The 23,707-nt window shown below is 53.4% G+C and carries 24 protein-coding genes; 9 read left to right on the top strand and 15 right to left on the bottom strand.

Features of this window, described 5'->3' with window-relative positions:
- Window positions 1-6: 6 nt before the first annotated feature.
- The 4 genes from ABGB15_RS15145 to dcuC all read right to left on the bottom strand — a co-directional run bounded on the left by ABGB15_RS15145 (window position 7) and on the right by dcuC (window position 4,053).
- A complete protein-coding gene (locus tag ABGB15_RS15145) occupies window positions 7-1,257 on the bottom strand; it encodes a PTS fructose transporter subunit IIC (protein WP_152083835.1) in 1,251 nt (416 codons plus the stop codon).
- A gap of 27 nt (window positions 1,258-1,284) precedes the next feature.
- Window positions 1,285-1,608, bottom strand: a complete 324-nt coding sequence (locus ABGB15_RS15140; RefSeq protein ID WP_152083836.1) for a PTS fructose transporter subunit IIB — start codon at window positions 1,606-1,608, stop codon at window positions 1,285-1,287.
- A 173-nt stretch (window positions 1,609-1,781) separates the two neighbouring features.
- Window positions 1,782-2,591: a ribonuclease I gene (gene rna, locus ABGB15_RS15135; protein ID WP_215722839.1), complete on the bottom strand. Its 810-nt coding sequence runs from the start codon at window positions 2,589-2,591 to the stop codon at window positions 1,782-1,784.
- A 94-nt stretch (window positions 2,592-2,685) separates the two neighbouring features.
- A complete protein-coding gene (dcuC, locus tag ABGB15_RS15130) occupies window positions 2,686-4,053 on the bottom strand; it encodes an anaerobic C4-dicarboxylate transporter DcuC (protein ID WP_152083838.1) in 1,368 nt (455 codons plus the stop codon).
- Window positions 4,054-4,395: 342 nt separating this feature from the next.
- Between dcuC and ABGB15_RS15125 the strand changes: the two genes are divergently transcribed.
- From ABGB15_RS15125 to cspE, 7 genes are all read left to right on the top strand, one after another.
- Window positions 4,396-4,797 carry a hypothetical protein gene (locus tag ABGB15_RS15125; protein ID WP_215722840.1) on the top strand — a complete coding sequence of 134 codons (402 nt, stop codon included), beginning with the start codon at window positions 4,396-4,398 and terminating at the stop codon, window positions 4,795-4,797.
- Window positions 4,798-4,852: 55 nt separating this feature from the next.
- On the top strand, window positions 4,853-5,146 hold the full coding sequence (locus ABGB15_RS15120; RefSeq protein ID WP_152083840.1) for a copper-binding protein: 294 nt from the start codon (window positions 4,853-4,855) through the stop codon (window positions 5,144-5,146).
- Window positions 5,147-5,157: 11 nt separating this feature from the next.
- Window positions 5,158-6,414, top strand: a complete 1,257-nt coding sequence (locus ABGB15_RS15115) for a TolC family protein (protein WP_152083841.1) — start codon at window positions 5,158-5,160, stop codon at window positions 6,412-6,414.
- The gene (locus ABGB15_RS15110; protein ID WP_215722841.1) at window positions 6,411-7,616 is read left to right on the top strand and encodes an efflux RND transporter periplasmic adaptor subunit; all 1,206 of its coding nucleotides are present in this window, start codon (window positions 6,411-6,413) and stop codon (window positions 7,614-7,616) included. The genes ABGB15_RS15115 and ABGB15_RS15110 overlap by 4 nt, the downstream gene beginning before the upstream one ends.
- Window positions 7,613-10,729: an efflux RND transporter permease subunit gene (locus ABGB15_RS15105; RefSeq protein WP_215722842.1), complete on the top strand. Its 3,117-nt coding sequence runs from the start codon at window positions 7,613-7,615 to the stop codon at window positions 10,727-10,729. The genes ABGB15_RS15110 and ABGB15_RS15105 overlap by 4 nt, the downstream gene beginning before the upstream one ends.
- Before the next feature lie 162 nt (window positions 10,730-10,891).
- Window positions 10,892-11,467 carry a lipid IV(A) palmitoyltransferase PagP gene (pagP, locus tag ABGB15_RS15100; RefSeq protein WP_152083844.1) on the top strand — a complete coding sequence of 192 codons (576 nt, stop codon included), beginning with the start codon at window positions 10,892-10,894 and terminating at the stop codon, window positions 11,465-11,467.
- A 190-nt stretch (window positions 11,468-11,657) separates the two neighbouring features.
- Window positions 11,658-11,867, top strand: a complete 210-nt coding sequence (cspE, locus tag ABGB15_RS15095) for a transcription antiterminator/RNA stability regulator CspE (protein WP_002439184.1) — start codon at window positions 11,658-11,660, stop codon at window positions 11,865-11,867.
- Between the two features lie 219 nt (window positions 11,868-12,086).
- Here cspE and crcB read toward each other — a convergent pair whose 3' ends face one another.
- Window positions 12,087-12,470: a fluoride efflux transporter CrcB gene (crcB, locus tag ABGB15_RS15090; protein ID WP_152083845.1), complete on the bottom strand. Its 384-nt coding sequence runs from the start codon at window positions 12,468-12,470 to the stop codon at window positions 12,087-12,089.
- A gap of 69 nt (window positions 12,471-12,539) precedes the next feature.
- Between crcB and ABGB15_RS15085 the strand changes: the two genes are divergently transcribed.
- Both ABGB15_RS15085 and tatE read left to right on the top strand, forming a co-directional pair.
- Entirely contained in the window at window positions 12,540-13,328 is a 789-nt protein-coding gene (locus tag ABGB15_RS15085; RefSeq protein ID WP_215722843.1) for a deaminated glutathione amidase, read from the top strand.
- Between the two features lie 126 nt (window positions 13,329-13,454).
- Window positions 13,455-13,658, top strand: a complete 204-nt coding sequence (gene tatE / locus ABGB15_RS15080) for a twin-arginine translocase subunit TatE (protein ID WP_014069320.1) — start codon at window positions 13,455-13,457, stop codon at window positions 13,656-13,658.
- An 80-nt stretch (window positions 13,659-13,738) separates the two neighbouring features.
- Here tatE and lipA read toward each other — a convergent pair whose 3' ends face one another.
- The 10 genes from lipA to rsfS all read right to left on the bottom strand — a co-directional run bounded on the left by lipA (window position 13,739) and on the right by rsfS (window position 23,571).
- Window positions 13,739-14,704 carry a lipoyl synthase gene (gene lipA, locus ABGB15_RS15075; protein ID WP_006177132.1) on the bottom strand — a complete coding sequence of 322 codons (966 nt, stop codon included), beginning with the start codon at window positions 14,702-14,704 and terminating at the stop codon, window positions 13,739-13,741.
- 207 nt (window positions 14,705-14,911) lie between these two features.
- On the bottom strand, window positions 14,912-15,865 hold the full coding sequence (locus ABGB15_RS15070) for a YbeF family transcriptional regulator (RefSeq protein ID WP_152083847.1): 954 nt from the start codon (window positions 15,863-15,865) through the stop codon (window positions 14,912-14,914).
- Between the two features lie 291 nt (window positions 15,866-16,156).
- A complete protein-coding gene (gene lipB, locus ABGB15_RS15065) occupies window positions 16,157-16,798 on the bottom strand; it encodes a lipoyl(octanoyl) transferase LipB (protein WP_152083848.1) in 642 nt (213 codons plus the stop codon).
- A 94-nt stretch (window positions 16,799-16,892) separates the two neighbouring features.
- The gene (gene ybeD / locus ABGB15_RS15060; RefSeq protein WP_003858718.1) at window positions 16,893-17,156 is read right to left on the bottom strand and encodes a DUF493 family protein YbeD; all 264 of its coding nucleotides are present in this window, start codon (window positions 17,154-17,156) and stop codon (window positions 16,893-16,895) included.
- Window positions 17,157-17,263: 107 nt separating this feature from the next.
- The gene (gene dacA / locus ABGB15_RS15055; protein WP_003858714.1) at window positions 17,264-18,475 is read right to left on the bottom strand and encodes a D-alanyl-D-alanine carboxypeptidase DacA; all 1,212 of its coding nucleotides are present in this window, start codon (window positions 18,473-18,475) and stop codon (window positions 17,264-17,266) included.
- A gap of 139 nt (window positions 18,476-18,614) precedes the next feature.
- Window positions 18,615-19,721, bottom strand: a complete 1,107-nt coding sequence (gene rlpA / locus ABGB15_RS15050; protein WP_152083849.1) for an endolytic peptidoglycan transglycosylase RlpA — start codon at window positions 19,719-19,721, stop codon at window positions 18,615-18,617.
- Between the two features lie 16 nt (window positions 19,722-19,737).
- The gene (mrdB, locus tag ABGB15_RS15045; protein WP_042715186.1) at window positions 19,738-20,850 is read right to left on the bottom strand and encodes a peptidoglycan glycosyltransferase MrdB; all 1,113 of its coding nucleotides are present in this window, start codon (window positions 20,848-20,850) and stop codon (window positions 19,738-19,740) included.
- Window positions 20,851-20,852: 2 nt separating this feature from the next.
- The gene (gene mrdA, locus ABGB15_RS15040; RefSeq protein ID WP_152083850.1) at window positions 20,853-22,754 is read right to left on the bottom strand and encodes a peptidoglycan DD-transpeptidase MrdA; all 1,902 of its coding nucleotides are present in this window, start codon (window positions 22,752-22,754) and stop codon (window positions 20,853-20,855) included.
- 28 nt (window positions 22,755-22,782) lie between these two features.
- Entirely contained in the window at window positions 22,783-23,250 is a 468-nt protein-coding gene (rlmH, locus tag ABGB15_RS15035; protein WP_215722844.1) for a 23S rRNA (pseudouridine(1915)-N(3))-methyltransferase RlmH, read from the bottom strand.
- A 3-nt stretch (window positions 23,251-23,253) separates the two neighbouring features.
- Complete coding sequence (gene rsfS, locus ABGB15_RS15030) at window positions 23,254-23,571, bottom strand: ribosome silencing factor (protein WP_003858696.1); 318 nt, start codon at window positions 23,569-23,571, stop codon at window positions 23,254-23,256.
- Between the last annotated feature and the right edge of the window lie 136 nt (window positions 23,572-23,707).

Raw genomic sequence — 23,707 nt, 5'->3', positions numbered from 1 at the left:
ACTCCGTTACAGCGTATCGACGGCGAGTTTTCCGCGTTTATGCATGCTGTTGCGAATCATCACCACCAGCAAGGCCGTAATCACTGCGCCGACCAGAATGCTGAGCATATAGGCACCCAGGTTGGTGACCAGCGGCCATGCCCAGATAGCGGATTCCGGGAACCACTGGACGGCACCCAGCGCGGTGGCGGTCATCGCCCCTGCAATGGCACCGATCATGTACGCGGGCAGCGTGGCGACCGGATTTTCCAGCAGGAACGGAATGGCCCCTTCGCTGATCCCCATAAATGCCAGGAACATGGCGGTTTTACCCTGCGGATAAAGCTGCGGGCTGAACAGGCGTTTACCGGTCAGGCGGCGGTCGATAAGCGTTGCCAGGCCCAGGCCAATTGGTGGAATGACAATCGCCACGGCGCGCGAGGTAATCGGCAACACGTGATCGGTGGTCAGCCCCAGGCCGACAAAACCGGCCGCTTTGTTGATTGGGCCGCCAAGATCAATCGCGGTGGCGGCAGCCATGCCGATGGCATACATCATCGAACCGGCTTCGCCTGCCGCCAGCAGTAACGCGCGCATACCGGCGTTCAGCCAGCCGCCAATTGGCGTGATGATGTAATACATCGCCAGCATCACGAACAGCGCGGACAGGATCGGGATCAGGAAGGTGCTTTTAAACGCCAGCAGATACTGTGGCACATTAATGCGGGTGTTTAGCCATTTAACCAGGTAGCCTGCGGCAATCGCGATAATCAGCGCGCCGATAAAGGTGGACGGTACGGGTTTGGTTGCAAGCCAGGTCAGCTTTTCCGCATCGAAATTCAGTACCAACGTCGGTTGCGTGGCGACCAGACCGCCGATAAACCCGGCCGGGAAGGCCAGCTTGCCGCCGATAGAGTTTGCGACAAACGCGGAGAACATCGGGATGGCGAAGCTGAACAGCAGTCCGCCAAAGGATTCGGTCAGGTAACCGAATTTCAGAACGGAAAGGTTAAACCCGGTGAACTTGCCTGAGTTCAGTGCATCCATAATGCCGGTATCCGGTGGAATTTCCAGCCAGACATACGCGATAAGCTGTGAAATGGCGAGGATCACCCCGCCCATAATGAGCGTCGGCACCATGCGGGAGATACCCGACATAATGTGCTGAGGCAGCTCTTTCCAGAATGTATTACCTGTTGCGACCGGCGCGGGTTTGATTGCGAGCGTGTCGCCCTCGTGACTTTCCGGGCGAACCGCACTGCGTTTTTTAATTGCCATGACGAAAACCCCTGAGGTGGAAAATTATTATTGTTCTGCAGCAATCATCTCTTCGATCTCTTTCAGGGTGCCTGCCGCATTTTTAATCGCATCCTGAAGGGTGATTTCATAGACGTCGCGCGTTTCAAAGCGCTCGTTATCTTCCGGGGTGATGGCAATGGCGTGGATAATAATGTCTGCTTCGGCGATATCCTGTGCCGTTAAGCGGTTCTGAATACCATCCGCGCCCTGTGTCTCAATTTTGACCTCATAACCCGCTTCCTTTGCGGCATCTTCCAGTGCCTGAGCAGCCATAAAGGTGTGTGCCAGTCCCATCGGACAAGCGCAAAGCGCAATCAGTTTTTTAGCCATTGTGAATCCTCCTGTAGATGACACCGTGATTATGGCGGGGAGGTTTCCTGTGTGTTTACCGGATAAATAATGCAATAGCCGGAGGAATGATGCTTGTGATCGGAAGTGTGACGCTTATCGTCATATAACGGAAATGAATGAAATACCGGGCAAAATGTTGCCCGGTCGGGGGATCAGTAACCGACTTTATCGATCACAAATTGCTTGCCGCAGTTACCCGGATGCGGTTGCGGGGCAAAGGAACCGGAAGAGAGAGGATTGTTAATGGTGTCCGCTTTTAATGAGATCTGTATTTCTGTCAGGTAGGCAGGGTTGCCATTGCAGGTGAGCTTGACGGCTTTGACATTCTGTTTACCCCAGCTTTCAGCAACGGCACTGTCAAAGTCGCGGCGGCTCACGGTTTTACCGTAATTTTCTGCGAGGAATTTCCCCACGGCGCTGCTTTTGACTTCCTGATTCATGCGCACCATCGTGCCGAAATACGCATCAGGATCGAAACCAAAGCAAACCCCGTGTTTGGCATATTCGTAACGCTCCAGGCATGAATTCCCGCCTGCGCCGGGCATGACGCTGTTCAGTTTTGCTGCCCCCGACAGGGAAAGCCCGGTTTCAGCGGCGGCGCATTTGCGGCTGGCTTTCGTTTCCGGCATGTTCGGGATCGGGCGGGTGGCACAACCAAAACGCATCCAGCGGCGTTCATCCACCCCACGCGCGGCAATTGATTTCGGCAGACCAGGCCACAGCCCGTGAACGGTCAGGAAATCTGTTTTTGCCTTACTCTCTTTTTGCAGACGACACTCGTCAGGCTCATTGCGGTTGCGATCGACCATGCTCTGGCAGAATCCCGTCTGCCACGAAAGGGCCAGAACGTAGCGATCGAAATCACCATATTGCGTTGCCCTGAGGGGTTCTGCTTGTGCGGAGAGTACACAGAGTGCAAGCGCTATAGCGCCAGAGGGGATAACGACATCCTTCCTGAACATTTGATTTCCTGATCGATTGAGCACGATTAATTTCTGGAAATTATTAAAGCACAAAAAGCGCCCGCAGGCGCTTTTTGGCTATGCAGAATTTCGCTCAGGCAGCGCCGGGAACCAGCACTTCCGTGGCGATAATCACAATGATCAGGCCAACCAGCACCGGGACTGAGGTGCGTTTAACCACTTCAAACGGAGAGATTTTTGCCATACCTGCGACAGCCACTACCACGCCTGACACCGGGGAAATGGTACGACCCAGGTTTGAAGCCTGCAGCATAGGAATGGAGAGGTATGCCGGGTTAATACCGGAAGAGTGAGCCAGTTTCGGGATCATCTCGACGAATGCGTAGAACGGCGCATTACCGGAGCCGGTGGTCATCGCCGCCAGCATGGTCAGCACCACCAGCACCAGCATCAGGATAATGCTGGCTGAGCCAAACGACGTGGCGATAGAGATCAGGCTCTGGATAAAGCCAATCGTGCTCAGCCCCTGGGCAAATACGCCTGCGGCCACTAACAGCATCACTACGCCTGCGAACGCATCCGCCATGCCGCGGTATGCGACTTCCAGACCAGAAAATACTTTCTGAGTGTTAAAGCCACGTACAAACTCCAGCAGGGCGGCCAGCAGCATACAGATCACCAGAATGGTGATGATATGCAGTTGCGGACCCCATTTGCCGTCAAAAATGAGGACGCCAATAATCGGCGTGAACGGCAAAATGGAATAGAACGCCGGGGCGGTGGTGGTGATTTCACTCACGTCCATCATTTCGTGGCTGATATTCTCTTTATTATCGAGATAGCGCTGCCAGAAGAAGTGTGCAATGCCCATGCCGATAATGGCGATAATGGAGATCGGCAGCGTGGTTTTAAAGGCGAAGTCGATGAGAGACATTTCAGCCGCTTTCGCTGCCAGAACCACGTCACCAGAGGTGGGTGAAAGAATTATTGCTGCCGGTGAAGCACAGATAGCGGCTGCCGCACCCCGGCTGATGCCAACGTTGACCATGACCGGAAACAGGGTAGCCATTAACAGCACGCCAAGACCGGTTGCCGACGAAACGGCGAGGGACATCAGGCAGGCGAGAAAATAGGCTGCGACCATAAGCAGATACGGGGAGTTGATATACTGCAATGGCTTAGAGGCCAGCTTAACGACCATATCGTTAGCGCCGATATGGGTCATATACGCGGCAAAACCACACAGCATCATAATCATCATGCCCAGATCGCCGCCGCGGCTCATGAGCAGAATTTTAATATATTCAACAATGTCAGTGGCGGTATAACCGGTGCTGGTTTCGCTGGCGGGTAAAACCTGATGACCCATTAGCGCACTAATAATCAGCAGCGTCAGACCACCGACAAATAACACGCCCGTGGCCGAATAGCCTTTAATGATGTAGCGTGCTACACCGACAATAACGACGACTCCGATAAGGAGTTCGATAAACGTAAACATGATTTCCCCTGTATCCTTGCTGCCCGAGAGCACAAATAATCAATAAAAAAGAAGCATGAAATGTGCCGAATTAATGGCCTGCCATTGCTGATTAAAATCAAGAAATAGACTACTAAAGGAGATATCGACGATATTTTTGCCACCGCTACGTCATTTATGCCATATGAATATTGACCGGCTGAATACTCATTATATGTCATTAAAATGATAGTGAAGTGTTAATATCATGAGTGTGGTTTTTCGGATGGTTGATAATGAACGTAAAACTCATTAAAAGCGCTTTTCTTTCATTGTCTCGCCTGCCTATACTCGCACCACTTTTTTCAACCTGATGACGCCGATATGCACGCCAGCTGGACCTATCGCCTGCGCTTCCTTAAAAAACATCTGCTGATGTTTTTGGTGGCCTTTGGCTGGCTGTTAATTCAGAGTCAGGTTGCGATTGCGTCGCATGATTGCTCTATCGATCTGCGGGGGGATGTCGCCGCTATCCAGCATATGGATATGATGGCTAAACCCGGACCGCATAATACAGTGGATGCTTCACCGTTATGTGAAAAACACTGCATGCCGGATCAGGGGCAAAAAGATCCCGCACAGCCTCAGCTTGTGGCGCTTCCTGCCGCCATAACGCTTACCCTAAACACGCCAGAATGCGACGCAGTTAGCCATTACGCGTGGTCAGTAACCCTTCCTGCAGCAGGGCCGCCGGCAACGATTCGTTATTGCCGGTTCAGAGAATAAGAAACCTGTTAATTCGTTAATTTTATTTTCATTTACGTTTAACAGGAGTTTTATCATGCGTGCTTTATTCCTTTCCGCGCTGCTTGGCGCGTCCGTCTCTCTTGCTTCCTTTACCGTTCAGGCGGACCAACGCTGGCAAGGCCACGGTGTGGTTCAGTCTGTTTCTGAAAATTCCGTCATGCTCCAGCACGACGCCATTCCCGAACTGAAATGGCCAGCCATGACGATGCCGTTTACGTTGTCTCCTGGCGCGGCGCTGAACGGTGCAAAACCCGGCGATGAAGTGACCTTCACGCTTGAGCGTGCGGGTGACGGCTTCCGGATTGTCTCGCTGACGCCACAGCGCTAAGCGAGGTCATCATGAAACAACACACACTGAGCCTGTGGCTCGGTGGGGTGCTGTTCGGCCTGTTGAGCTCCGCCGTCCAGGCGGAGCCGTGGACGCTCGAACAAACCCTGACCGAAGCCCAGCGCTATTCCGCAGAACTGTCAGCCAGCCGTAACGAGGCGCAGGCGCTGGATGCGATGGCCGATTCTGCTACCCAGTTACCGGACCCAAAACTGAAGTTTGGTCTTGAAAACGTGCCAGTGCAGGGCAGTAACGACAGGCGACTGACGCGTGAAGGTATGACCATGCAGAAGATTGGCATCATGCAACGCTACGTCAGCGCAGAAAAGCGGGAGCGCAAAGCGCAAACATTTCAGGCACAGGCGCGCAGCGTGCTGGCGAAATCCGGGGCTATTCGCGCTGCACTTCAGCGTGATACCGCCCAGGCCTGGCTGGATCTGGCGCTTGCGCAGCAGGCGCTGAAAACGGCCAGAACGCTGGTCAGCGAAACGGAACGTCAGCGCGGCGTACAGACGGCAAGCGTGGGGGCCGGAGGCTCAGCACCGGACAGCGTACTGGCACTGCGGATGACCTTAAGCGCCATGCGCGACAAAGCAACGCTCGCGCAGCGGGATGTTCAGCTGGCGCAAAGCCGCCTGTTACAGCTGACGGGGCAAGCCATTACGGATGTGCGCGGGCCGTTACCGCGCTATCAGCGTCTGCCTGCCGATGAAAAAACGCTGGAAGCCGGAATTATTCAACATCCGGAAGTGGAGGCCGCCCGCAGCGAAGCCGAGACCGCGAAAGCCCGTTCTGCGCAATCAGCCGTGGCGGCCATTCCTGACGTGGATGTGGAGGTCTTTTACGCGCATCGTGCTGAAGGGTATGACGATATGGCCGGTGTGATGTTCAGCGTGGATCTGCCTCTTTTTCAGTCAAAACGACAGGACAAAGATTATGCCGCCGATGTTTCTCGCTCGATGCAGGCGGTAGACCAGCTGACGCTGATTAAACGTGAGCATATTGCCCAGGTACAAACCCTGGTGGCGCAGTATCAGGCCGCGCAGACCTTATGGCAGCGTCAGCGGGATGAAGTGCTGCCTTTACAGCGTCAGCGGCTGACGGTGCTGACGGCACAGTATCGTTCCGGGCAGTCTGAACTACCGGCGTTACTGGATGCCCGTCGTGGCGTACTGGATACGGAACTGGCAGTTAATCAGGCCGAGCGTGAGATGGCGCGGACCTGGGCTGCCGTAAACTGGCTGATCCCGCAGGAGCTGGCGCAATGAAAACAACAACCTTAACCGCGGTCGCAGCTGTCGTCATTGTGGCGGCTGGCAGTGGCTATTGGGTGGGGAAAAAACAGTCCCATCAACCAATTACAGCTTCGCAGCCCTCTGAACGCAATGTGCTGTACTGGTACGATCCAATGATGCCGGGCCAGCGCTTTGATAAGCCGGGAAAATCGCCTTTTATGGATATGGATCTGGTGCCGCGCTACGCCGATGAAGAGAAAGCGGCGGCTGGCGTCGGGATTAGCTCTCAGCAGCAGCAAAACCTGGGGATGAAAACGGCTAAAGCAGAAATGCGACAGCTGGTGACACCGTTCACGGCTTTTGCTTCGGTATCGACGGATGAACGCAGCGTGTCGGTGGTTTCGGCACCGGCCAACGGTGTGGTCTCGAAATTGTTTGTTAAAGCGCCGCAGCAGCAGGTGAAAAAAGGTGAGCCGCTGGCGCAACTGTGGATACCGCAGTGGACGACGGCCCAGCAGGAGTATCTGGCTGTCCGCCAGCTTGGCGATGCCGGGCTGACCCGCGCGGCACGTGAGCGGCTGGCGCTGCAGTTTATGCCAGAGGAGGTGATACGTATGCTGGAACGTAGCGGTAAGCCGCAGACCACGCTCACGCTTCGGGCCGCGCAGGCCGGATATGTGGTGAAACTGGATGTGCGGGAAGGGGCGCAAATTACGGCAACGGCACCGCTCTTTGAAATAGCCACGCTCGATCCCGTCTGGCTGGTTATCGACTATCCGCAATCCCAGGCGCAGTCTCTGGTGGTGGGGAGCAAAATGGTGGCAACGACCGAAAGCTGGCCCGGAGAGCAATTCCACGGCACGGTCAGCGAACTGCTGCCACAGATGGAGACGACGACGCGAACGCTGAAAGCGCGCATTGTGCTGGAAAATACCGCGCAGAAGCTGAAACCGGGTATGTATCTCACCGTCTCCCGAAGCAAAGAACCCACACGTCAACCCGTTCTGGCGGTGCCGGAAGAGGCGGTCATCAATACCGGGGAGTCATCACGCCTGCTATTAGCAACAGGAGATGGCTATTTCCGTCCGGTAAACGTGGAAACCGGGCTGACGGCGCAAGGGTGGACGGAGATCCGCTCGGGGCTCAACGCGGGCGATAATGTGGTGACTTCCGGCCAGTTCCTGATTGACTCTGAAGCCAGCCTGCGCAGCGTAATGCCGGAGGTGACGCCATGATTGCGGCAGTGATTCGGGCTTCATTACGCAACCGGCTGCTGGTGATCCTTGCGGCGCTGGTCATGGCGGGCTGGGGCGTGTGGGCGGTACAGCGTGCGCCACTGGACGCGCTTCCTGATTTGTCGGACGTGCAGGTGATCGTCAAGGCGAGCTATCCCGGTAAAGCGCCACAGGTGATTGAAGATCAGGTGACCTGGCCGCTGACAACGTCGATGTTGTCCGTGCCGGGAGCAAAAACCGTGCGTGGTTTTTCTATGTTTGGCGATGCGTATGTCTACGTACTTTTTGAAGATGGCACCGATCTCTACTGGGCGCGCTCAAGGGTACTGGAATATTTAAGCCAGGTGCAGGCGCAGTTTCCGGCAGGAGTGAAGGTGTCGCTCGGGCCAGACGCCACGGGCGTAGGCTGGATCTATGAATACGCCCTGATCGACCGCAGCGGCAAACATAGCCTGGCGGATCTGCGCGCCATTCAGGACTGGACGCTGAAGTTTGAGCTTAAGACGGTCCCTAATGTCTCAGAAGTGGCGAGCATCGGCGGGATGGTGCGTCAGTATCAGATCGTGGCCGATCCGGCGAAGATGCGGGCGTTAAATATTACCCATAGCCAGCTCGCCAGTGCTGTTCAGGCCGCAAATAAGGAGAGCGGTGGCGCATTGCTGGAGAGGGGGGAGGCGGAGTATATCGTGCGCACCACGGGCTATTTACGCTCGCTGGATGATTTTCGCAACGTGGTCATCGCCAGCCGCAATGGCATACCTGTTCTGCTCAACGATGTCGCGACCATCGGCTTCGGTCCGGAGATCCGCCGTGGTGTGGCAGAACTGAACGGAGAAGGCGAGGTGGCCGGTGGCGTGGTGGTGATGCGCTACGGGCAGAACGCACTGGAGACGATTCATGCGGTGAAAGAGAAGCTGCATGCGCTGCAGAAAACATTGCCGCAGGGCGTTGAGATTGTTCCGGTGTATGACCGCTCAACCCTGATCGAGGAGTCGGTTAAAACGCTTTCCCATAAACTCCTTGAAGAGTTTGCCGTTGTGGTGGTGGTTTGTGCGTTGTTCCTGTTTCATTTTCGTTCCGCGCTGGTGGCGATTGTCTCTCTGCCGCTGGGTATCCTGGGTGCCTTCGTCGTGATGCATTATCAGGGTATCAACGCAAACATCATGTCACTCGGCGGAATTGCAATCGCCATCGGGGCGATGGTGGATGCGGCGATCGTGATGATTGAAAACATGCACAAAGTGCTGGAGCAGTGGCGGCATGATAACCCAGGTAAAAATCCGTCTTCCGGTGAATACTGGCAGCTGGCTGAGCGTGCGGCGGTGGAAGTAGGGCCTGCGCTCTTCTGCAGCCTGTTAATCATTACCTTGTCGTTTATTCCTGTGTTCTCGCTTGAAGCGCAGGAAGGGCGAATGTTCTCGCCGCTGGCGTTTACCAAAACCTGGTCGATGGCCGTTGCCGCAGGGCTTGGGATCACGCTGGTTCCCGTTTTGATGGGTTATTTTATTCGCGGGAAAATCCCGGATGAGAAGGCTAACCCGATCAACCGCGTGCTGATCCGCCTGTATGAGCCGCTGCTGGATAAAGTGCTCACTTTTCCGAAAACAACGCTTGTGCTGGCGTTTGCGCTTTTACTCGCGACGTTCTGGCCGTTGAGCCGCCTGGGGAGTGAATTTATGCCCCCGCTGGACGAAGGCGATTTGCTGTATATGCCGTCAACGTTGCCGGGCATTTCTGCCAGGGAGGCATCACGGCTGCTGCAGCAAACCGACAGGCTTATCAAAAGCGTACCGGAAGTCGCCAGCGTGTTTGGTAAAGCCGGACGGGCGGAGTCGGCCACCGATCCTGCGCCATTAACCATGCTGGAAACCACCATTCACTTTAAGCCACGCGACCAGTGGCGGCCGGGAATGACACCCCAAAAACTGGTGGAGGAGCTGGATAAAACGGTCTCAGTGCCAGGAATTGCGAATGTGTGGGTGCCGCCGATCCGTAATCGTCTGGATATGCTGGCAACCGGGATAAAGAGCCCGGTCGGTATTAAGGTGAACGGCAATAATATTGCCGATATTGAGCGGGTAGCTCAGCAGATAGAGCATGTCGTGAAGCAGGTTCCAGGCGTGACGTCGGCGCTGGCAGAGCGCCTGACGGGCGGTCGCTATGTGGATATTCGCATCGACAGACAAAAAGCGGCGCGCTATGGCGTATCTGTCGACGAACTGCAAAGCATGGTCGCCACACTCGTGGGAGGAGATAACATTGGTGAGGTGATCCAGGGGCGCGAACGTTATCCCATCAATATGCGTTATCCCCGCGATCTGCGCGATAATGTCGACAAGCTGCGGATCTTACCGGTTATTACCGCGAACGGTAGCCAGGTGGCACTGGGTGAACTGGCCGATATCGTCGTGACTGAAGGCCCGCCGATGCTTAAAAGTGAAAACGCGCGACTATCCAACTGGATCTATGTGGATTTGCGCGGACGCGATCTGAAATCTGCCGTGGATGAGATGCAGAAGCGGGTGGCTGAGAACGTGGTTTTACCGCAAGGCGTTTCGCTCTCCTGGTCAGGGCAATTTGAATATCTGGAGCGGGCAACCGCGAAGCTAAAAATAGTGTTGCCGGTGACGTTAATGATTATATTTATACTGCTCTGGCTGACCTTCAAACGGATTGCTGACGTCTTAATAATAATGGGGACATTACCTTTCGCGCTTATTGGCGGGGTGTGGTTATTGTGGCTTCTTGAATATAACCTCTCCGTGGCAGGGGCGGTAGGATTTATAGCCTTGTCAGGTGTTGCTGCTGAATTCGGTGTAATTATGGTTCTCTATCTGAATCATGCGCTGGATAAATATCGTGATCGTGAACCTGAGGGCGGAAATGCCATGCTGATGCGCGCAATCCACGAAGGTGCAGTGCTGCGCGTGCGACCCAAAGTGATGACCGTTGCCACCATTATGGCCGGGTTGCTGCCTGTTATGTGGGGCGGCGGTAGCGGCTCAGAGGTGATGCAGCGCATTGCTGCCCCAATGATTGGTGGAATGATCACCGCCCCGTTATTGTCGATGTTGGTTATTCCGGCACTCTATAAATTGTTACATCAACGTTAAATTTGTATCCTGCATGCGCTTATTACGGCGTGCAGGATTGTCTTTATCAGAATATTCCCATGATTTCCGTTGTTAACCAGGAATTGCACTGATGTTGTTAAGACTTCATTCAACTATTCTGTGGTAAGCTCTGCTCCGAATACAAAGAATGGTAATTGCATTGTGATTGTACGTAATAAATTTTTCCTGATTTTAGTGTTTATTTCTGGGCTGTTAACGTTCTCTTCTGTGGCAAATGCAGAGGGCAGCGCGACAGGGAAAGGCTGGTTCTCCACGTTTACGGATAACGTCGCGGAAACCTGGAAGGAACCAGAACATTACGATCTCTATATCCCGGCGATAACGTGGCACGCACGTTTTGCGTATGACAAAGAAAAAACAGACCGCTACAACGAGCGCCCCTGGGGGGCGGGTTTTGGTCAATCCCGCTGGGATGAACAGGGAAACTGGCACGGCCTGTACCTGATGGCGTTTAAAGATTCCTACAACAAATGGGAACCGATTGGCGGCTACGGCTGGGAGAAAACCTGGCGTCCGTTAACGGACGACAACTTCCGCCTGGGCCTGGGGTATACGGCCGGGTTCACCGCCCGTGATAACTGGAAGTACATCCCTGTGCCGGTATTACTTCCTCTGGCGTCGATTGGCTATGGTCCTGCTACGTTCCAGATGACCTATATCCCTGGTACTTATAACAACGGTAACGTTTACTTCGCCTGGATGCGTTTTCAGTTTTGACTGAATTAACTTTACATTCTGGCGAAAAAACGCACTACCGTTGAATCATAAAGGATAAAAATCGGCCTCTGAAAATTAACGCGACTTTTGTCACTTTTTATCAAAGATCCGCTGGACAAAACGGCCGACAATTGTTGTACTGATACCCGACACAGCATTTGTGTCGTTTTTTAATGTAAAGGTAATTTTGATGTCTAAGATTAAAGGTAACGTTAAGTGGTTTAATGAGTCCAAAGGATTCGGTTTCATTACTCCTGAAGATGGCAGCAAAGACGTGTTCGTACACTTCTCTGCAATCCAGTCTAATGGTTTCAAAACCCTGGCTGAAGGTCAGCGTGTTGAGTTTGAAATCACTAACGGTGCCAAAGGCCCTTCTGCTGCTAACGTAATCGCTCTGTAATTCAGACGCGTCAGCAAGAATTTCAAAACCCGCTCATTGAGCGGGTTTTTTTCGTTTTGAATCAATCAAGCAGATAAATTTTCAGGAAGCTGGCAATAATTAATACGCTCAGCAAAACCATCCCTGCGCTCATCAAATGCTCTTTCATGCTGTCACCCTCGTTCAGTATTGCGCCCAGAGTGACAGAGAAAAATTAAGCCAACATTAACGTCGCGATTGTTATTGCGGGCTGGCTGAGGAAAAGAGCCAAAATGCGATCCCTGTCATCGCAAATGAGCCGAGCATGTTGACGGCAATGTTGGTCAATGCCCAGCCAGGACGGCCTTCCTGGAAGAGAAACACCACCTCTGCAGAAAAGGTGGAAAACGTTGTTAAGCCACCGCAGAAGCCGGTTGTGATCAATACCTTCCATACAGGATCGATATGGGTCATACGATTAAACCAGGCCAGCCCCATTCCAATGATAAATGCGCCAATCAGGTTCGCGGCCAGGGTTCCCATCGGAATGGCCTGATGCAGGGGATTAAACCGCATACTCAAGAACCACCGCGCAACGCTACCCGTTCCGCCACCAATAAAAACGGCTAAAAGGAGTTGTAACACTGTCAATACCTGCTATTTGATGTGTAAGAACATCGAGTGTAACGCTGTTTATGATGAGGGGACAAATCTATGTATGTTGCGTTAGGGCAGTTTGCAGTGACGCCAGACTGGAAAGAAAACGCGCAAAAATGTGTCTCCCTGATGACACAGGCGCAGCAAAAGGGAGCATCGTTACTGGTGCTTCCTGAGGCGTTACTGGCACGCGATGACAACGACCCTGACCTGTCGGTAAAGTCTGCGCAGGCGCTTGAGGGGGAGTTTTTACGATTGCTGCTGGCCGAAAGCGCTGGCAATCAACTGACAACCATTTTAACCGTGCATGTCCCTTCTACACCGGGCCGGGCGGTGAATACGCTGGTGGCGATACGTGAAGGCGCTATTATTGCAAGCTATGCCAAACTCCATCTCTACGATGCGTTTAGCATTCAGGAGTCGCGGCTTGTTGATCCGGGGGAGTGTGTTCCGCCGCTGCTCAACATTGAGGGTTATAACATTGGTCTGATGACGTGCTATGACATCCGATTTCCTGAGCTGGCATTACACCTGGCGCTGCAAGGGGCTGATATTCTGGTTTTGCCCGCTGCATGGGTAAAGGGACCGTTAAAAGAGCATCACTGGAGTACGCTACTGGCAGCGCGTGCGCTGGATACCACCTGTTACCTGGTGGCTGCCGGGGAGTGTGGAAACAAGAATATCGGGCAGAGCAGAGTGGTCGACCCGCTGGGCGTAACAATCGCAGCGGCGGCGGAAACGCCCGCGCTTCTGCTGACGGAGATAATTTCAGAACGGATTGCGCTTGCGCGTCGGCAGTTACCTGTTCTTCGTAACCGTCGGTTTGCGCCACCGCAATTATTGTGATGTTTTTTTAAACAGTGCTTGATTCACCTTGTTACAGATTGCTATTGTGTGCGCGCGTCAAATGACCGTTAATACGATCGGGTTTTTGGCGCTGAATGCAGCCTGTTTTAAGTAAAGAAGGTATCTATGGGTGAGATTAGTATTACCAAACTGCTGGTGGTTGCCGCACTGGTCGTCCTGTTGTTTGGTACAAAGAAGTTACGCACGCTGGGTGGCGACCTGGGTGCTGCCATTAAAGGCTTTAAGAAAGCGATGAACGACGATGACGCGGCCGCGAAGAAAAGCGCCGAAGATGATGTCCCGGCAGAGAAACTTTCGCACAAAGAGTAATGGCAAGGCTGTAAGGCTTGCAAAAAAAAACCGGCTCACGAGGCCGGTTTTTTGCTTTTCTGTAAATAAATATTACAGGTTTATTTCACTTCTTCGCCTTTCGCCTGCATATCGGCGTGATAAGAAGAACGAACAAATGGACCGCAAGCCGCGTGGGTAAAGCCCATCGCCATCGCTTCCGCTTTCATCTCGTCGAACTCATCCGGGCTAACGTAGCGTTGAACCGGCAGGTGATGGCGGCTTGGCTGCAGATACTGGCCCAGCGTCAGCATGGTCACGCCGTGGCGACGCAGGTCGCGCATTACTTCAATGATCTCAGCGTTGGTTTCCCCGAGGCCAACCATCAGGCCAGACTTGGTCGGGATATGTGGATGTGCTTCTTTAAAGCGCTCCAGCAGCTTCAGGGACCAGTTATAGTCGGCACCCGGACGCACCTGGCGATAAATGCGCGGCACGTTCTCCAGGTTGTGGTTGAACACGTCTGGCGGGGTCGCGGTGAGAATATCCAGCGCGCGATCCATACGTCCGCGGAAGTCCGGGACCAGCGTCTCGATCTTGATGCTCGGGCTTTTTTCACGGATAGCGGTAATGCAGTCAGCAAAGTGCTGTGCACCGCCATCTCGCAGGTCGTCACGGTCGACGGAGGTAATCACCACATAGCGCAGCGCCATATCGGCGATAGTCTGCGCCAGTTTTTGCGGTTCGTTGGCGTCAGGCGCAACCGGGCGACCATGAGCAACGTCGCAGAATGGGCAGCGACGGGTACAAATTGCACCCAGAATCATAAATGTCGCGGTGCCGTGATTGAAACATTCAGCAAGGTTGGGGCAGGAGGCCTCTTCACAGACAGAGTGGAGGCCATTTTTGCGCATCGCCGCTTTGATCCCCTGGATACGCGAAGAGTCGGCCGGAAGTTTGATTTTCATCCATTCCGGTTTTCTTAACAGCGCCTCGCGCTCTGTAGCCACGTTTTTAACCGGGATAAGGGCCATTTTATCGGCATCGCGGTATTTAACACCGCGTTCCATCACAATGGGTTTACTCATAGCGTGCGTGTTCCAGTTGCGAATATCGAAGGAAAGCGTTTCAATTCAAGGGAATGTTGTATTTATCAACTATTTTTGAACGAACGACAGGCAGTATATCATTGAAACGGTCGATAAAGCAGCCTGCCAGGTCGCCAATTTGTAAAATAGTTGTTGTTTTGTGCCTTTTGCCCCGCGTGTGGCAGGGGCTTGTGCTGAATGCACCTGTCAGAAGGCCTGACGGATGACGTTGATCACGTTTTCCAGAACCGGATCGCGCAGGCTTAGCTTGTTGTAATGTAGCGAAATTTCAACTGATTCGACATTCAACTGGCTCAATGAAATGCTCTCCAGCGGCCAGCATTTTCGCAGCAAATTATAGAGGCGTGAAGGCATGACACAAAGCATGTCGCTGCTGCCAATCAGGGCTGCTACGGTAAACATATTGTAACTGCTGAAGCTGATCTGACGCTCAGGGAAGAGTTCATCAAGACGCGGGCTTAATGGGTTTGCTCCTTGCCCTTCGGTAATAAATGACGCGTGTTCATAGCTGCGCAGATTCTCTAAAGTCACTGGCTGGCTAAGAGCCGGATGCTGTTGACGACAAACAAGCGTCAGGCTGTCGACATAGAGGACATTTTGCCCCAGCGCTCTGGCGCTAAAATTGTTGCTGTCGATAATTAAATCGGTCTGGAATTGTGCCAGCTGCGTTTCGGCTTCGCTGACGGGCACGTTGCGTATCAGCAGGTGTGGTACATGCTGTTTTACGGCCTGGTAGATGGCGGGCATCACCAGTACACCAAGCGAAGGAGAAGTACCAATGGTAATGGTTCTTTGCTTGTCGTAGCTACCGGTTAAATCCAGTGCGCCCAGAATCGATTCCAGCCCCTGACTGATGTACTCATGAAGATGCGTAGCGTAGGCGGTCGGCGTGACACCCTGGCCTTTACGAATAAATAAAGGATCGGGAAATATAGCGCGCAGCTTTTGAATTGACTGGCTAATTGCTGAGGGTGTGAGATTAAGAATTTTCGCAGCATTAACGATACCCTTGTGGACATATACTGCCTCAAAAATAGTCAGCAAATTGAGATCAATATTACGTAAAGTCCGAAAAATTTGCGGCTTATCTTCTCCGCCGGGTTCATTAAGTCGTTTAGCTGGTAAATTATTATACTCCACGCTTTCACTCCGTATTCATTCATAACATGAATGATAGTTGAATTTATTTATTATGCTTGTAGAGATTCGTAAAGTGTTTCGTGTGTGTCACTTGTCTATCAAAAACAAACAGTTGTGTGATTATCACACAAGGTACATGAAACCCGCAGGCGGTACTCTCTGGGGACTTAATAATATGTAGCGCTAATATGCGGGCGCTTCGAAAATATAGAATATGCGGTTTATTGTAAAGCGTAAATGCGGGAAATAAGCAGTGGCTCGTCAAATAATCGAGCCATGATGTATGATGTATTAAGCGGGGATATATTCGTATGGAGGATTGTTAAGTAGTGCTAACAAGTTGTTCAGCAGTACAGGACGAATATTATCAGGCGTGGCGGTTTCAACCCACTGACGCATTTGCGTCATTTCCATTCCGGCGTAGCCGCACGGATTGATTCGCAGGAATGGCGTGAGATCCATATTAATGTTAAGTGCCAGCCCGTGGAATGAACAGCCTTTACGAATACGCAGACCCAGCGAACAAATTTTCATTTCCCCGACATATACGCCCGGAGCATCAGCACGTGGATGGGCATCTATGCCATATTCAGCAAGGGTATTAACGACAGTCTGTTCCAGCAGGGTAACCAGTTCACGCACACCCAGCTTTCTGCGTTTAAGGTTTAGCAGTACATACATCACCTGCTGGCCGGGGCCATGATAGGTCACTTGCCCACCGCGATCGCTCTGAATAACCGGAATATCACCCGTCATTAACAGATGCTCAGCTTTTCCCGCCTGGCCCTGGGTAAAAACAGGGTAGTGTTCCACCAGCCAGATCTCATCAGGTGTAGTGTCATCGCGTGAATCGGTGAAGTCATGCATAGCCTGGGAGACAGGCTCATAAGGTTGCAGCCCGAGATGGCGGACAAGAATTTTATCCTGGTACAAAACTACGTCTCCGAAGACGAGGGAGAAAAAGGTAAGGGGAGTATATCACAGCGGGGGAAGAGGTTACCCGGCAAAGCGGGTAACCGCAGAGGGACTACAGCACCATACGAACGATTTCGATATTGCCGAGCTCTTCGTACAGCGTCTCGACCTGCTCAATGTGGGTCGCAGTGATGGTAATAGAAACCGAGTGGTAGTTGCCTTTGCTGCTTGGTTTTACCGACGGAGAGTAGTCGCCCGGCGCATGGCGCTGTACCACTTCAACCACCTGATCAACCAGCTCAGGTTTCGCCAGACCCATTACTTTGTAGGTAAATGGGGTCGGGAATTCAAGCAGTTCGTTAAGTTTGGTTTTCATGTCAGCTCCGGCGTGTGTGTAAAAAATAATAACTCCCGCCACAGGGCGGGAGTTTTACTGATACGTAGTATATGGGGATCAAAATCACACTTTCAAGTGTTCAATTTTTAGCCAAACCAGTGATGGAACATCAATTTAATGTAATCAATGATTTTGCCGAAGAAATTGCCTTCCGGAATTTCTTCCAGCACCACGAGTGGACGCTGATCGATCGTTTTACCATCGAGCTGGAAGTTAATGGTGCCGACAACCTGATTTTTCTGCAGCGGTGCATGCAGTTCAGTGGTATTCAGCACATAGCTCGCTTTCAGATCTTTCATGCGGCCACGAGGAATGGTCAGATAGAGATCTTTATCCACGCCCAGCGAAGCACGGTCGTTGTCACCAAACCAGACAGGTTCAGAGGCAAACTCTTTACCTGCTTTCAGCGGGTTCACGGTTTCGAAGAAACGGAAGCCCCAGGTCAGCAGTTTTTTACTTTCCGTTTCACGGCCTTTAAAGGTGCGACCACCCATGACCGCAGAGATCAGACGCATCTGGCCTTCTGTCGCGGAAGCCACCAGGTTATAACCGGCTTTGTCAGTGTGTCCGGTCTTGATGCCGTCTACGTTCAGGCTGTTATCCCACAGCAGGCCGTTACGGTTGGTCTGACGAATGCCGTTGAAGGTGAACTCTTTCTCTTTATAAATAGAGTATTCGTTCGGCACGTCACGGATCAGCGCCTGGCCAATCAGTGCCATGTCACGTGCGGAGCTGTATTGACCTTCCGCATCCAGGCCGTGGACGGTCTGGAAGTGGCTGTTTTTCAGACCCAGCGCAGATACATAGCTGTTCATCAGGCCCACGAAGGCATCCTGGCTGCCAGCCGCGAAATCGGCCATCGCCACGCAGGCATCGTTACCGGATTGCAGGTTGATACCGCGAATCAGCTGGGAAACAGGAACCTGCATGCCAGGCTTCAGGAACATCAGGGATGAACCTTTAAACACCGGGTTACCGGTTGCCCACGCATCGTTGCCGATGGTCACCAGATCGGTCTCTTTGAATTTACCTGCCTTCATGGCCTGGCCGATAACGTAGCTGGTCATCATTTTGGTCAGGCTGGCCGGATCGCGACGGGCATCGGCATTCTGTTCTGCCAGAACCTTGCCAGAGTTGTAGTCGATCAGGATGTAGGATTCCGCGTCGATCTGCGGAACGCCAGGGATCATGGTCTTGATGTTCAGGTCATCCGCGTGAGCTGCAGAAAAAGCCGCTGCGCAAAGGGCCGTGGTCAGCGCCATGCGCTGCACAAAACGAGCAGAAAAAGTGGTCTTCATGGTCAGAACTACGACATCCGTGATGGAATTAAAAAAAGTGCCTTACTATAGCAAAAGCTATACAGGCAGGCATCCGACTTTAAGCATGAGTTTGTGAATGTGTTTTACACAAATTGACATTTCGGATACCGCCGATTAATTACTTTGCAACGGTTATGAACGACTGCAGCTGTGCTTCGCTTTGCAGACGCTGCTGCAGGGACGCCGCCTGAGATTTGCTGGCAAACGGCCCCATCTGAATACGCCAGACTGCACCATTTTGCTCAACGCGTCCAGGCACGCCGAACTGCTGGCTTAAACGCTGCTGATACTGCTGCGCACGAGCCTGATCGCTTACGGCCCCTACCTGTACCACAAAGCCACCGCTGGTTGCTGCCGGGGCTGACACCGCCGCGCTTTGCGTGGTGGCTGGGGCCGTTACGGGCGCGGGCTGTGTTACAGGTGCGGCCACGGGGGCTGGCGCAGGCTCACTGCTTTCCAGCACGCCTGAGGCTAAGGTCGTTGGGGCACCGAGGAAGCCGCTGCTTTTCACTGGCGCACCCGTGCTGTCATCGCTATGCAGCGTGTCATTGCTGATAGCCCGCACTTCGCCCTGCGGTTGAACAGGCTCTGCCGGAGAGGAGGCTCCACCCATGCCACCGCTTAAATCCGGACGTGCGGGCAGGGCGTAGGTTTGTTTCGCCACGGTCGTACAGGCTGTACCCGGACCGGAGAGCGTGCCATCCTGCGCCACGATAATCGGGTCAATACGAACTTTGGTGTTATTTGACGTGTTCAGGCGGTCAGCAGCAGCGCGTGACAGTGAAATCACCCGGTCATTTCCGTAGGGACCGCGATCGTTAATGCGTACCACGATCATACGGCCGTTCGCCAGGTTTGTAACACGCGCGTAGCTTGGGATCGGCAGCGTTGGGTGTGCTGCCGTGATTTGCATCGGGTCGAAAGTTTCCCCGGACGCAGTGAGGTTACTCCCTGGCTCAGCATCGTAAATGGCGGCAAAGCCTGCCTGACTGAACCGGGAAGGGTCCTGGACAATCTTGTAGCTTTTGCCGTCGCGCTGATAATCCTGGTTCGCGCTGGCATTCAGCGGTTCATAAATGGGATCGGCACCACTGATTTCAACAATCGGGCCATTGCAGACCGCAGGCTGCGGCGGCGCGACGGTTGCCTGTTGCTGACCATCATCACTTGTACAGGCTGCAAGTAAACTTGCAGCGATGCAGATCCCCAGCCACTGCTTACGCATTGCGATCCCCTTGTTTTTATACGCTTTTTGACAACATTTTCCTGTGGGTATGGATCGACATCACGATACCAAACCCGGCCATCAACACGATCAGTGCCGAGCCCCCGTAACTGACCAGCGGCAGCGGTACACCCACAACCGGCAGGATACCACTCACCATACCAATATTTACGAAGACATAAACGAATAAAATCAGCATCAACCCGCCCGCCATCACGCGGCCAAAGGTGGTTTGAGCCCGCGCGGCAATCCACAGCCCACGCATGATCAGCAGCACGTAGAGCGCCAGCAGGATTAAAATACCAACCAGCCCTAACTCTTCCGCCAGGACTGCAAAGATAAAGTCGGTGTGGCGTTCCGGTAAGAATTCGAGCTGTGACTGCGTACCGTGCAGCCAGCCTTTACCGCGCAGGCCGCCGGAGCCAATGGCAATCTTCGACTGAATAATATGATAGCCCGCGCCCAGCGGATCGGTTTCCGGGTCGAGCAGCATCATTACGCGCTGGCGCTGGTAATCATGCATCAGGAAGAACCAAAGAATGGGGATAAAGGCCGCAACCAGCACGACTGCAATACCAATCAGACGCCAGCTCAGGCCAGACAGGAACAGTACGAACAGGCCAGAAAGGGCGATCAGGATCGAGGTGCCGAGGTCAGGCTGCGCCGCGACCAGCAGCGTTGGCAGAAAAATCAGCACCAGCGCAATGGCGGTATTTTTCAGCGAAGGTGGGCAGACGTCGCGGTTGATAAAGCGCGCTACCATCAGTGGAACCGCTATTTTAGCAATTTCGGAGGGCTGGAAGCGGACAATCCCCAGATCCAGCCAGCGCTGTGCGCCTTTGGAAATGGCACCAAACGCATCAACCGCAACCAGCAGGATAATACAGAATATATACAGGTAGGGGGCCCAGCCTTCGTAGACGCGCGGCGGGATCTGCGCCATGACCACCATAATGACCAGACCCATCGCGATCTGGCCGATTTTGCGCTCCATCATGCCGATGTCCTGGCCGCTGGCGCTCCAGATGACCAGAGCGCTGTAGACCAGCAGCGCCAGCAGAATCAGCAGCATGGCTGGGTCGATGTGGATTTTGTCCCACAGCGATTTTTTATTTGGATTATCGGTCATGATTATTGGTCCTCCGCCGCAGCGGCTGCCGGGTTTTCAGTTGGCAGTTCGGTGTTGTTATCACCCAGCATAATGTGGTCGAGGATCTGGCGCATGATCGTACCCACAGCCGGGCCAGCACCGCCGTTTTCCAGAATCATCGCCACCGCAACCTGCGGGTTATCATAAGGGGCGAACGCCGTCATGAGTTTGTGGTCACGCAGACGCTCAGCAATTTTATGCGCGTTATAGGTTTCATTCGCTTTCAGGCCGAAGACCTGTGCCGTCCCCGATTTGGCCGCGACTTTATACGGTGCACCGGCAAAGTATTTGTGTGCTGTACCGTTCGGGCGGTTTGCCACGCCGTACATGCCGTCTTTGGCGATTTCCCAGAAACCGGAATGAATGTCACCCACCGGCGGTTCATGCGGCTGAACCCACGGCACTTTTTTACCGTCTTCAACCGTGCTTTGCAGCAGATGCGGGACTTTCACGACGCCATCGTTGATGAGGATCATCATCGCTTTGTTCATTTGCAGCGGCGTTGCCGTCCAGTAACCCTGACCAATTCCTACCGGAATGGTATCGCCCTGATACCACGGCTTTTTAAAGCGCTTCAGCTTCCATTCACGGGTAGGCATGTTGCCTGAACGTTCTTCTGCGAGATCAACGCCGGTGTAATGTCCGTAGCCGAATTTACTCATCCACTCCGACAGACGGTCAATGCCCATGTCGTAGGCCACCTGATAGAAGAAGGTGTCCGCAGACTCCTCCAGCGATTTAGTGACATTCAGATGGCCGTGGCCCCATTTTTTCCAGTCGCGGTAACGCTTCTCTGAGCCAGGCAGTTGCCACCAGCCAGGGTCAAACAGGCTGGTATTGCGATTGATCACGCCTGCGCTCAGCGCGGAGACGGCGACGTATGGTTTTACCGTTGATGCAGGTGGGTAGACACCCTGCGTGGCGCGGTTCACCAGCGGGGTATTTGGGTCCTTGAGCAGGCCGGAATAATCTTTGCTGGAGATGCCGTCCACGAAGAGGTTAGGGTCGTAGCTTGGCATGGAGACCATTGCCAGAATACCGCCAGTGCGCGGGTCGGTAACGATAACCGCGGCGCGGCTACCGGCCAGCAGGGTTTCGATATACTGTTGCAGCTTAAGGTCAAGCGTCAAATAGACGTCATGCCCTGCCTGCGGTGGCACCTCTTTCAACTGGCGGATCACGCGGCCACGGTTGTTAACTTCAACCTCTTCATAGCCGGTCTGGCCGTGCAGGACATCTTCGTAATAGCGCTCAATGCCCAGCTTACCGATATCGTGCGTTGCGGCGTAGTTAGCCAGCTTACCGTCTTTATCGAGGCGGTCGACGTCTTTATCGTTAATTTTGGAAACGTAGCCAATGACGTGGGTGAGTGCAGAGCCATACGGGTAGTAACGGCGCTTGTAGCCTTTCACTTCTACGCCGGGGAAGCGGTACTGATTAACGGCAAAACGGGCGACCTGCACTTCCGTCAGGTTTGTTTTAACCGGAATAGAGGTGAAGCGGTGCGAACGAGCACGCTCCTTTTTAAAGGCGGCGATGTCGTCATCGTTGAGATCGACAACGTTTTTTAGCGCTTCCAGCGTATCCTGAACATTATCCACCTTCTCCGGCATCATCTCGATTTGATAGATGGTGCGGTTTAACGCCAGCGGCGTGCCGTTACGGTCATAAATAATGCCGCGGCTGGGGGCGATAGGCACCAGCTTGATACGGTTTTCGTTGGAACGCGTCTGGTAATCGGTATAGCGGACGATTTGCAGATTATAAAGGTTGGCGATCAGCACGCCGGTAAGCAGCAAAATCCCCGTAAAGGCGACCAGTGCCCGGCGCACAAACAGCGCGGACTCAGCCGTATAGTCGCGAAAAGAATTCTGTAGTTTCATCCGCTGCTTAATCTACCCTGGTCAGTCATTACTCGCGGTGATAGGGGTGGTTGGTAGTAATGCTCCACGCGCGATACAGACTCTCTGCCACCAGAACCCGAACGAGCGGGTGGGGCAACGTCAGCGCGGAGAGGGACCAACTTTGTTCTGCTGCCGCTTTACAGGCGGGAGATAACCCTTCAGGCCCGCCAATCAACAGACTGACGTCACGGCCATCCTGCTTCCAGCGCTCCAGTTCGTGCGCCAGCTGCGGCGTATCCCAGGGCTTGCCTGGAATATCGAGGGTAACGATGCGGTTTTTGCCTGCGGCAGTCAGCATCAGCTCACCCTCTTTATCGAGAATACGTTTGATATCGGCGTTCTTGCCGCGCTTTCCTGCTGGGATCTCCACCAGTTCGAACGGCATATCTTTTGGAAAGCGACGCAGATACTCAGTAAAACCGGTTTGTACCCAGTCCGGCATTTTGGTGCCGACGGCGACCAGCTGCAACTTCACGCATTAACCCCAGAGTTTTTCCAGCTCATACAGGCGACGGCTCTCTTCCTGCATGACGTGGACAATCACATCGCCGAGATCAACAACCACCCAATCAGCGGTCGCTTCACCTTCAACGCCAAGCGGTAACAGCCCTGCTGCACGCGATTCCTGAACAACATGGTCGGCAATCGAAACAACATGACGCGTAGAAGTACCGGTGCAGATAATCATGCAGTCGGTGATACTGGATTTACCCTTAACGTCGATAGCAATGATGTCCTGACCTTTCAGGTCATCAATTTTGTCGATAACAAAATCCTGGAGTGCTTTACCCTGCAAGTTTTCCCCCTGGGTGAATGAAATAGTGCTTCTGTGAGTTTGTAGCCAGACAGTATACCTGAACTGACGCCTGTGTCGGGACAAATGTCACCGGCCGGGCTTTTGAAGGCGGGTATCATCCCACCCTCCGCCTGAG

Source organism: Enterobacter sp. MALB-1 (assembly GCF_041021625.1).
In the GTDB taxonomy this organism is placed as follows: Bacteria; Pseudomonadota; Gammaproteobacteria; order Enterobacterales; family Enterobacteriaceae; genus Enterobacter; species Enterobacter oligotrophicus.
This window is presented reverse-complemented; position numbering and strand designations above follow the sequence as displayed.

Coding starts and splice junctions, on each gene's coding strand:
- ABGB15_RS15115 (WP_152083841.1), top strand. CDS start 5,158: ATGAAACAACACACACTGAGCCTGTGGCTCGGTGGGGTGCTGTTCGGC.
- ybeD (WP_003858718.1), bottom strand. CDS start 17,156: ATGAAAACCAAACTTAACGAACTGCTTGAATTCCCGACCCCATTTACC.
- ABGB15_RS15120 (WP_152083840.1), top strand. CDS start 4,853: ATGCGTGCTTTATTCCTTTCCGCGCTGCTTGGCGCGTCCGTCTCTCTT.
- mrdB (WP_042715186.1), bottom strand. CDS start 20,850: ATGACCGATAATCCAAATAAAAAATCGCTGTGGGACAAAATCCACATC.
- ABGB15_RS15110 (WP_215722841.1), top strand. CDS start 6,411: ATGAAAACAACAACCTTAACCGCGGTCGCAGCTGTCGTCATTGTGGCG.
- ABGB15_RS15125 (WP_215722840.1), top strand. CDS start 4,396: ATGCACGCCAGCTGGACCTATCGCCTGCGCTTCCTTAAAAAACATCTG.
- ABGB15_RS15085 (WP_215722843.1), top strand. CDS start 12,540: ATGTATGTTGCGTTAGGGCAGTTTGCAGTGACGCCAGACTGGAAAGAA.
- ABGB15_RS15105 (WP_215722842.1), top strand. CDS start 7,613: ATGATTGCGGCAGTGATTCGGGCTTCATTACGCAACCGGCTGCTGGTG.
- tatE (WP_014069320.1), top strand. CDS start 13,455: ATGGGTGAGATTAGTATTACCAAACTGCTGGTGGTTGCCGCACTGGTC.
- dcuC (WP_152083838.1), bottom strand. CDS start 4,053: ATGTTTACGTTTATCGAACTCCTTATCGGAGTCGTCGTTATTGTCGGT.
- rna (WP_215722839.1), bottom strand. CDS start 2,591: ATGTTCAGGAAGGATGTCGTTATCCCCTCTGGCGCTATAGCGCTTGCA.
- rlpA (WP_152083849.1), bottom strand. CDS start 19,721: ATGCGTAAGCAGTGGCTGGGGATCTGCATCGCTGCAAGTTTACTTGCA.
- cspE (WP_002439184.1), top strand. CDS start 11,658: ATGTCTAAGATTAAAGGTAACGTTAAGTGGTTTAATGAGTCCAAAGGA.
- ABGB15_RS15145 (WP_152083835.1), bottom strand. CDS start 1,257: ATGGCAATTAAAAAACGCAGTGCGGTTCGCCCGGAAAGTCACGAGGGC.
- dacA (WP_003858714.1), bottom strand. CDS start 18,475: ATGAAGACCACTTTTTCTGCTCGTTTTGTGCAGCGCATGGCGCTGACC.
- ABGB15_RS15140 (WP_152083836.1), bottom strand. CDS start 1,608: ATGGCTAAAAAACTGATTGCGCTTTGCGCTTGTCCGATGGGACTGGCA.
- lipA (WP_006177132.1), bottom strand. CDS start 14,704: ATGAGTAAACCCATTGTGATGGAACGCGGTGTTAAATACCGCGATGCC.
- mrdA (WP_152083850.1), bottom strand. CDS start 22,754: ATGAAACTACAGAATTCTTTTCGCGACTATACGGCTGAGTCCGCGCTG.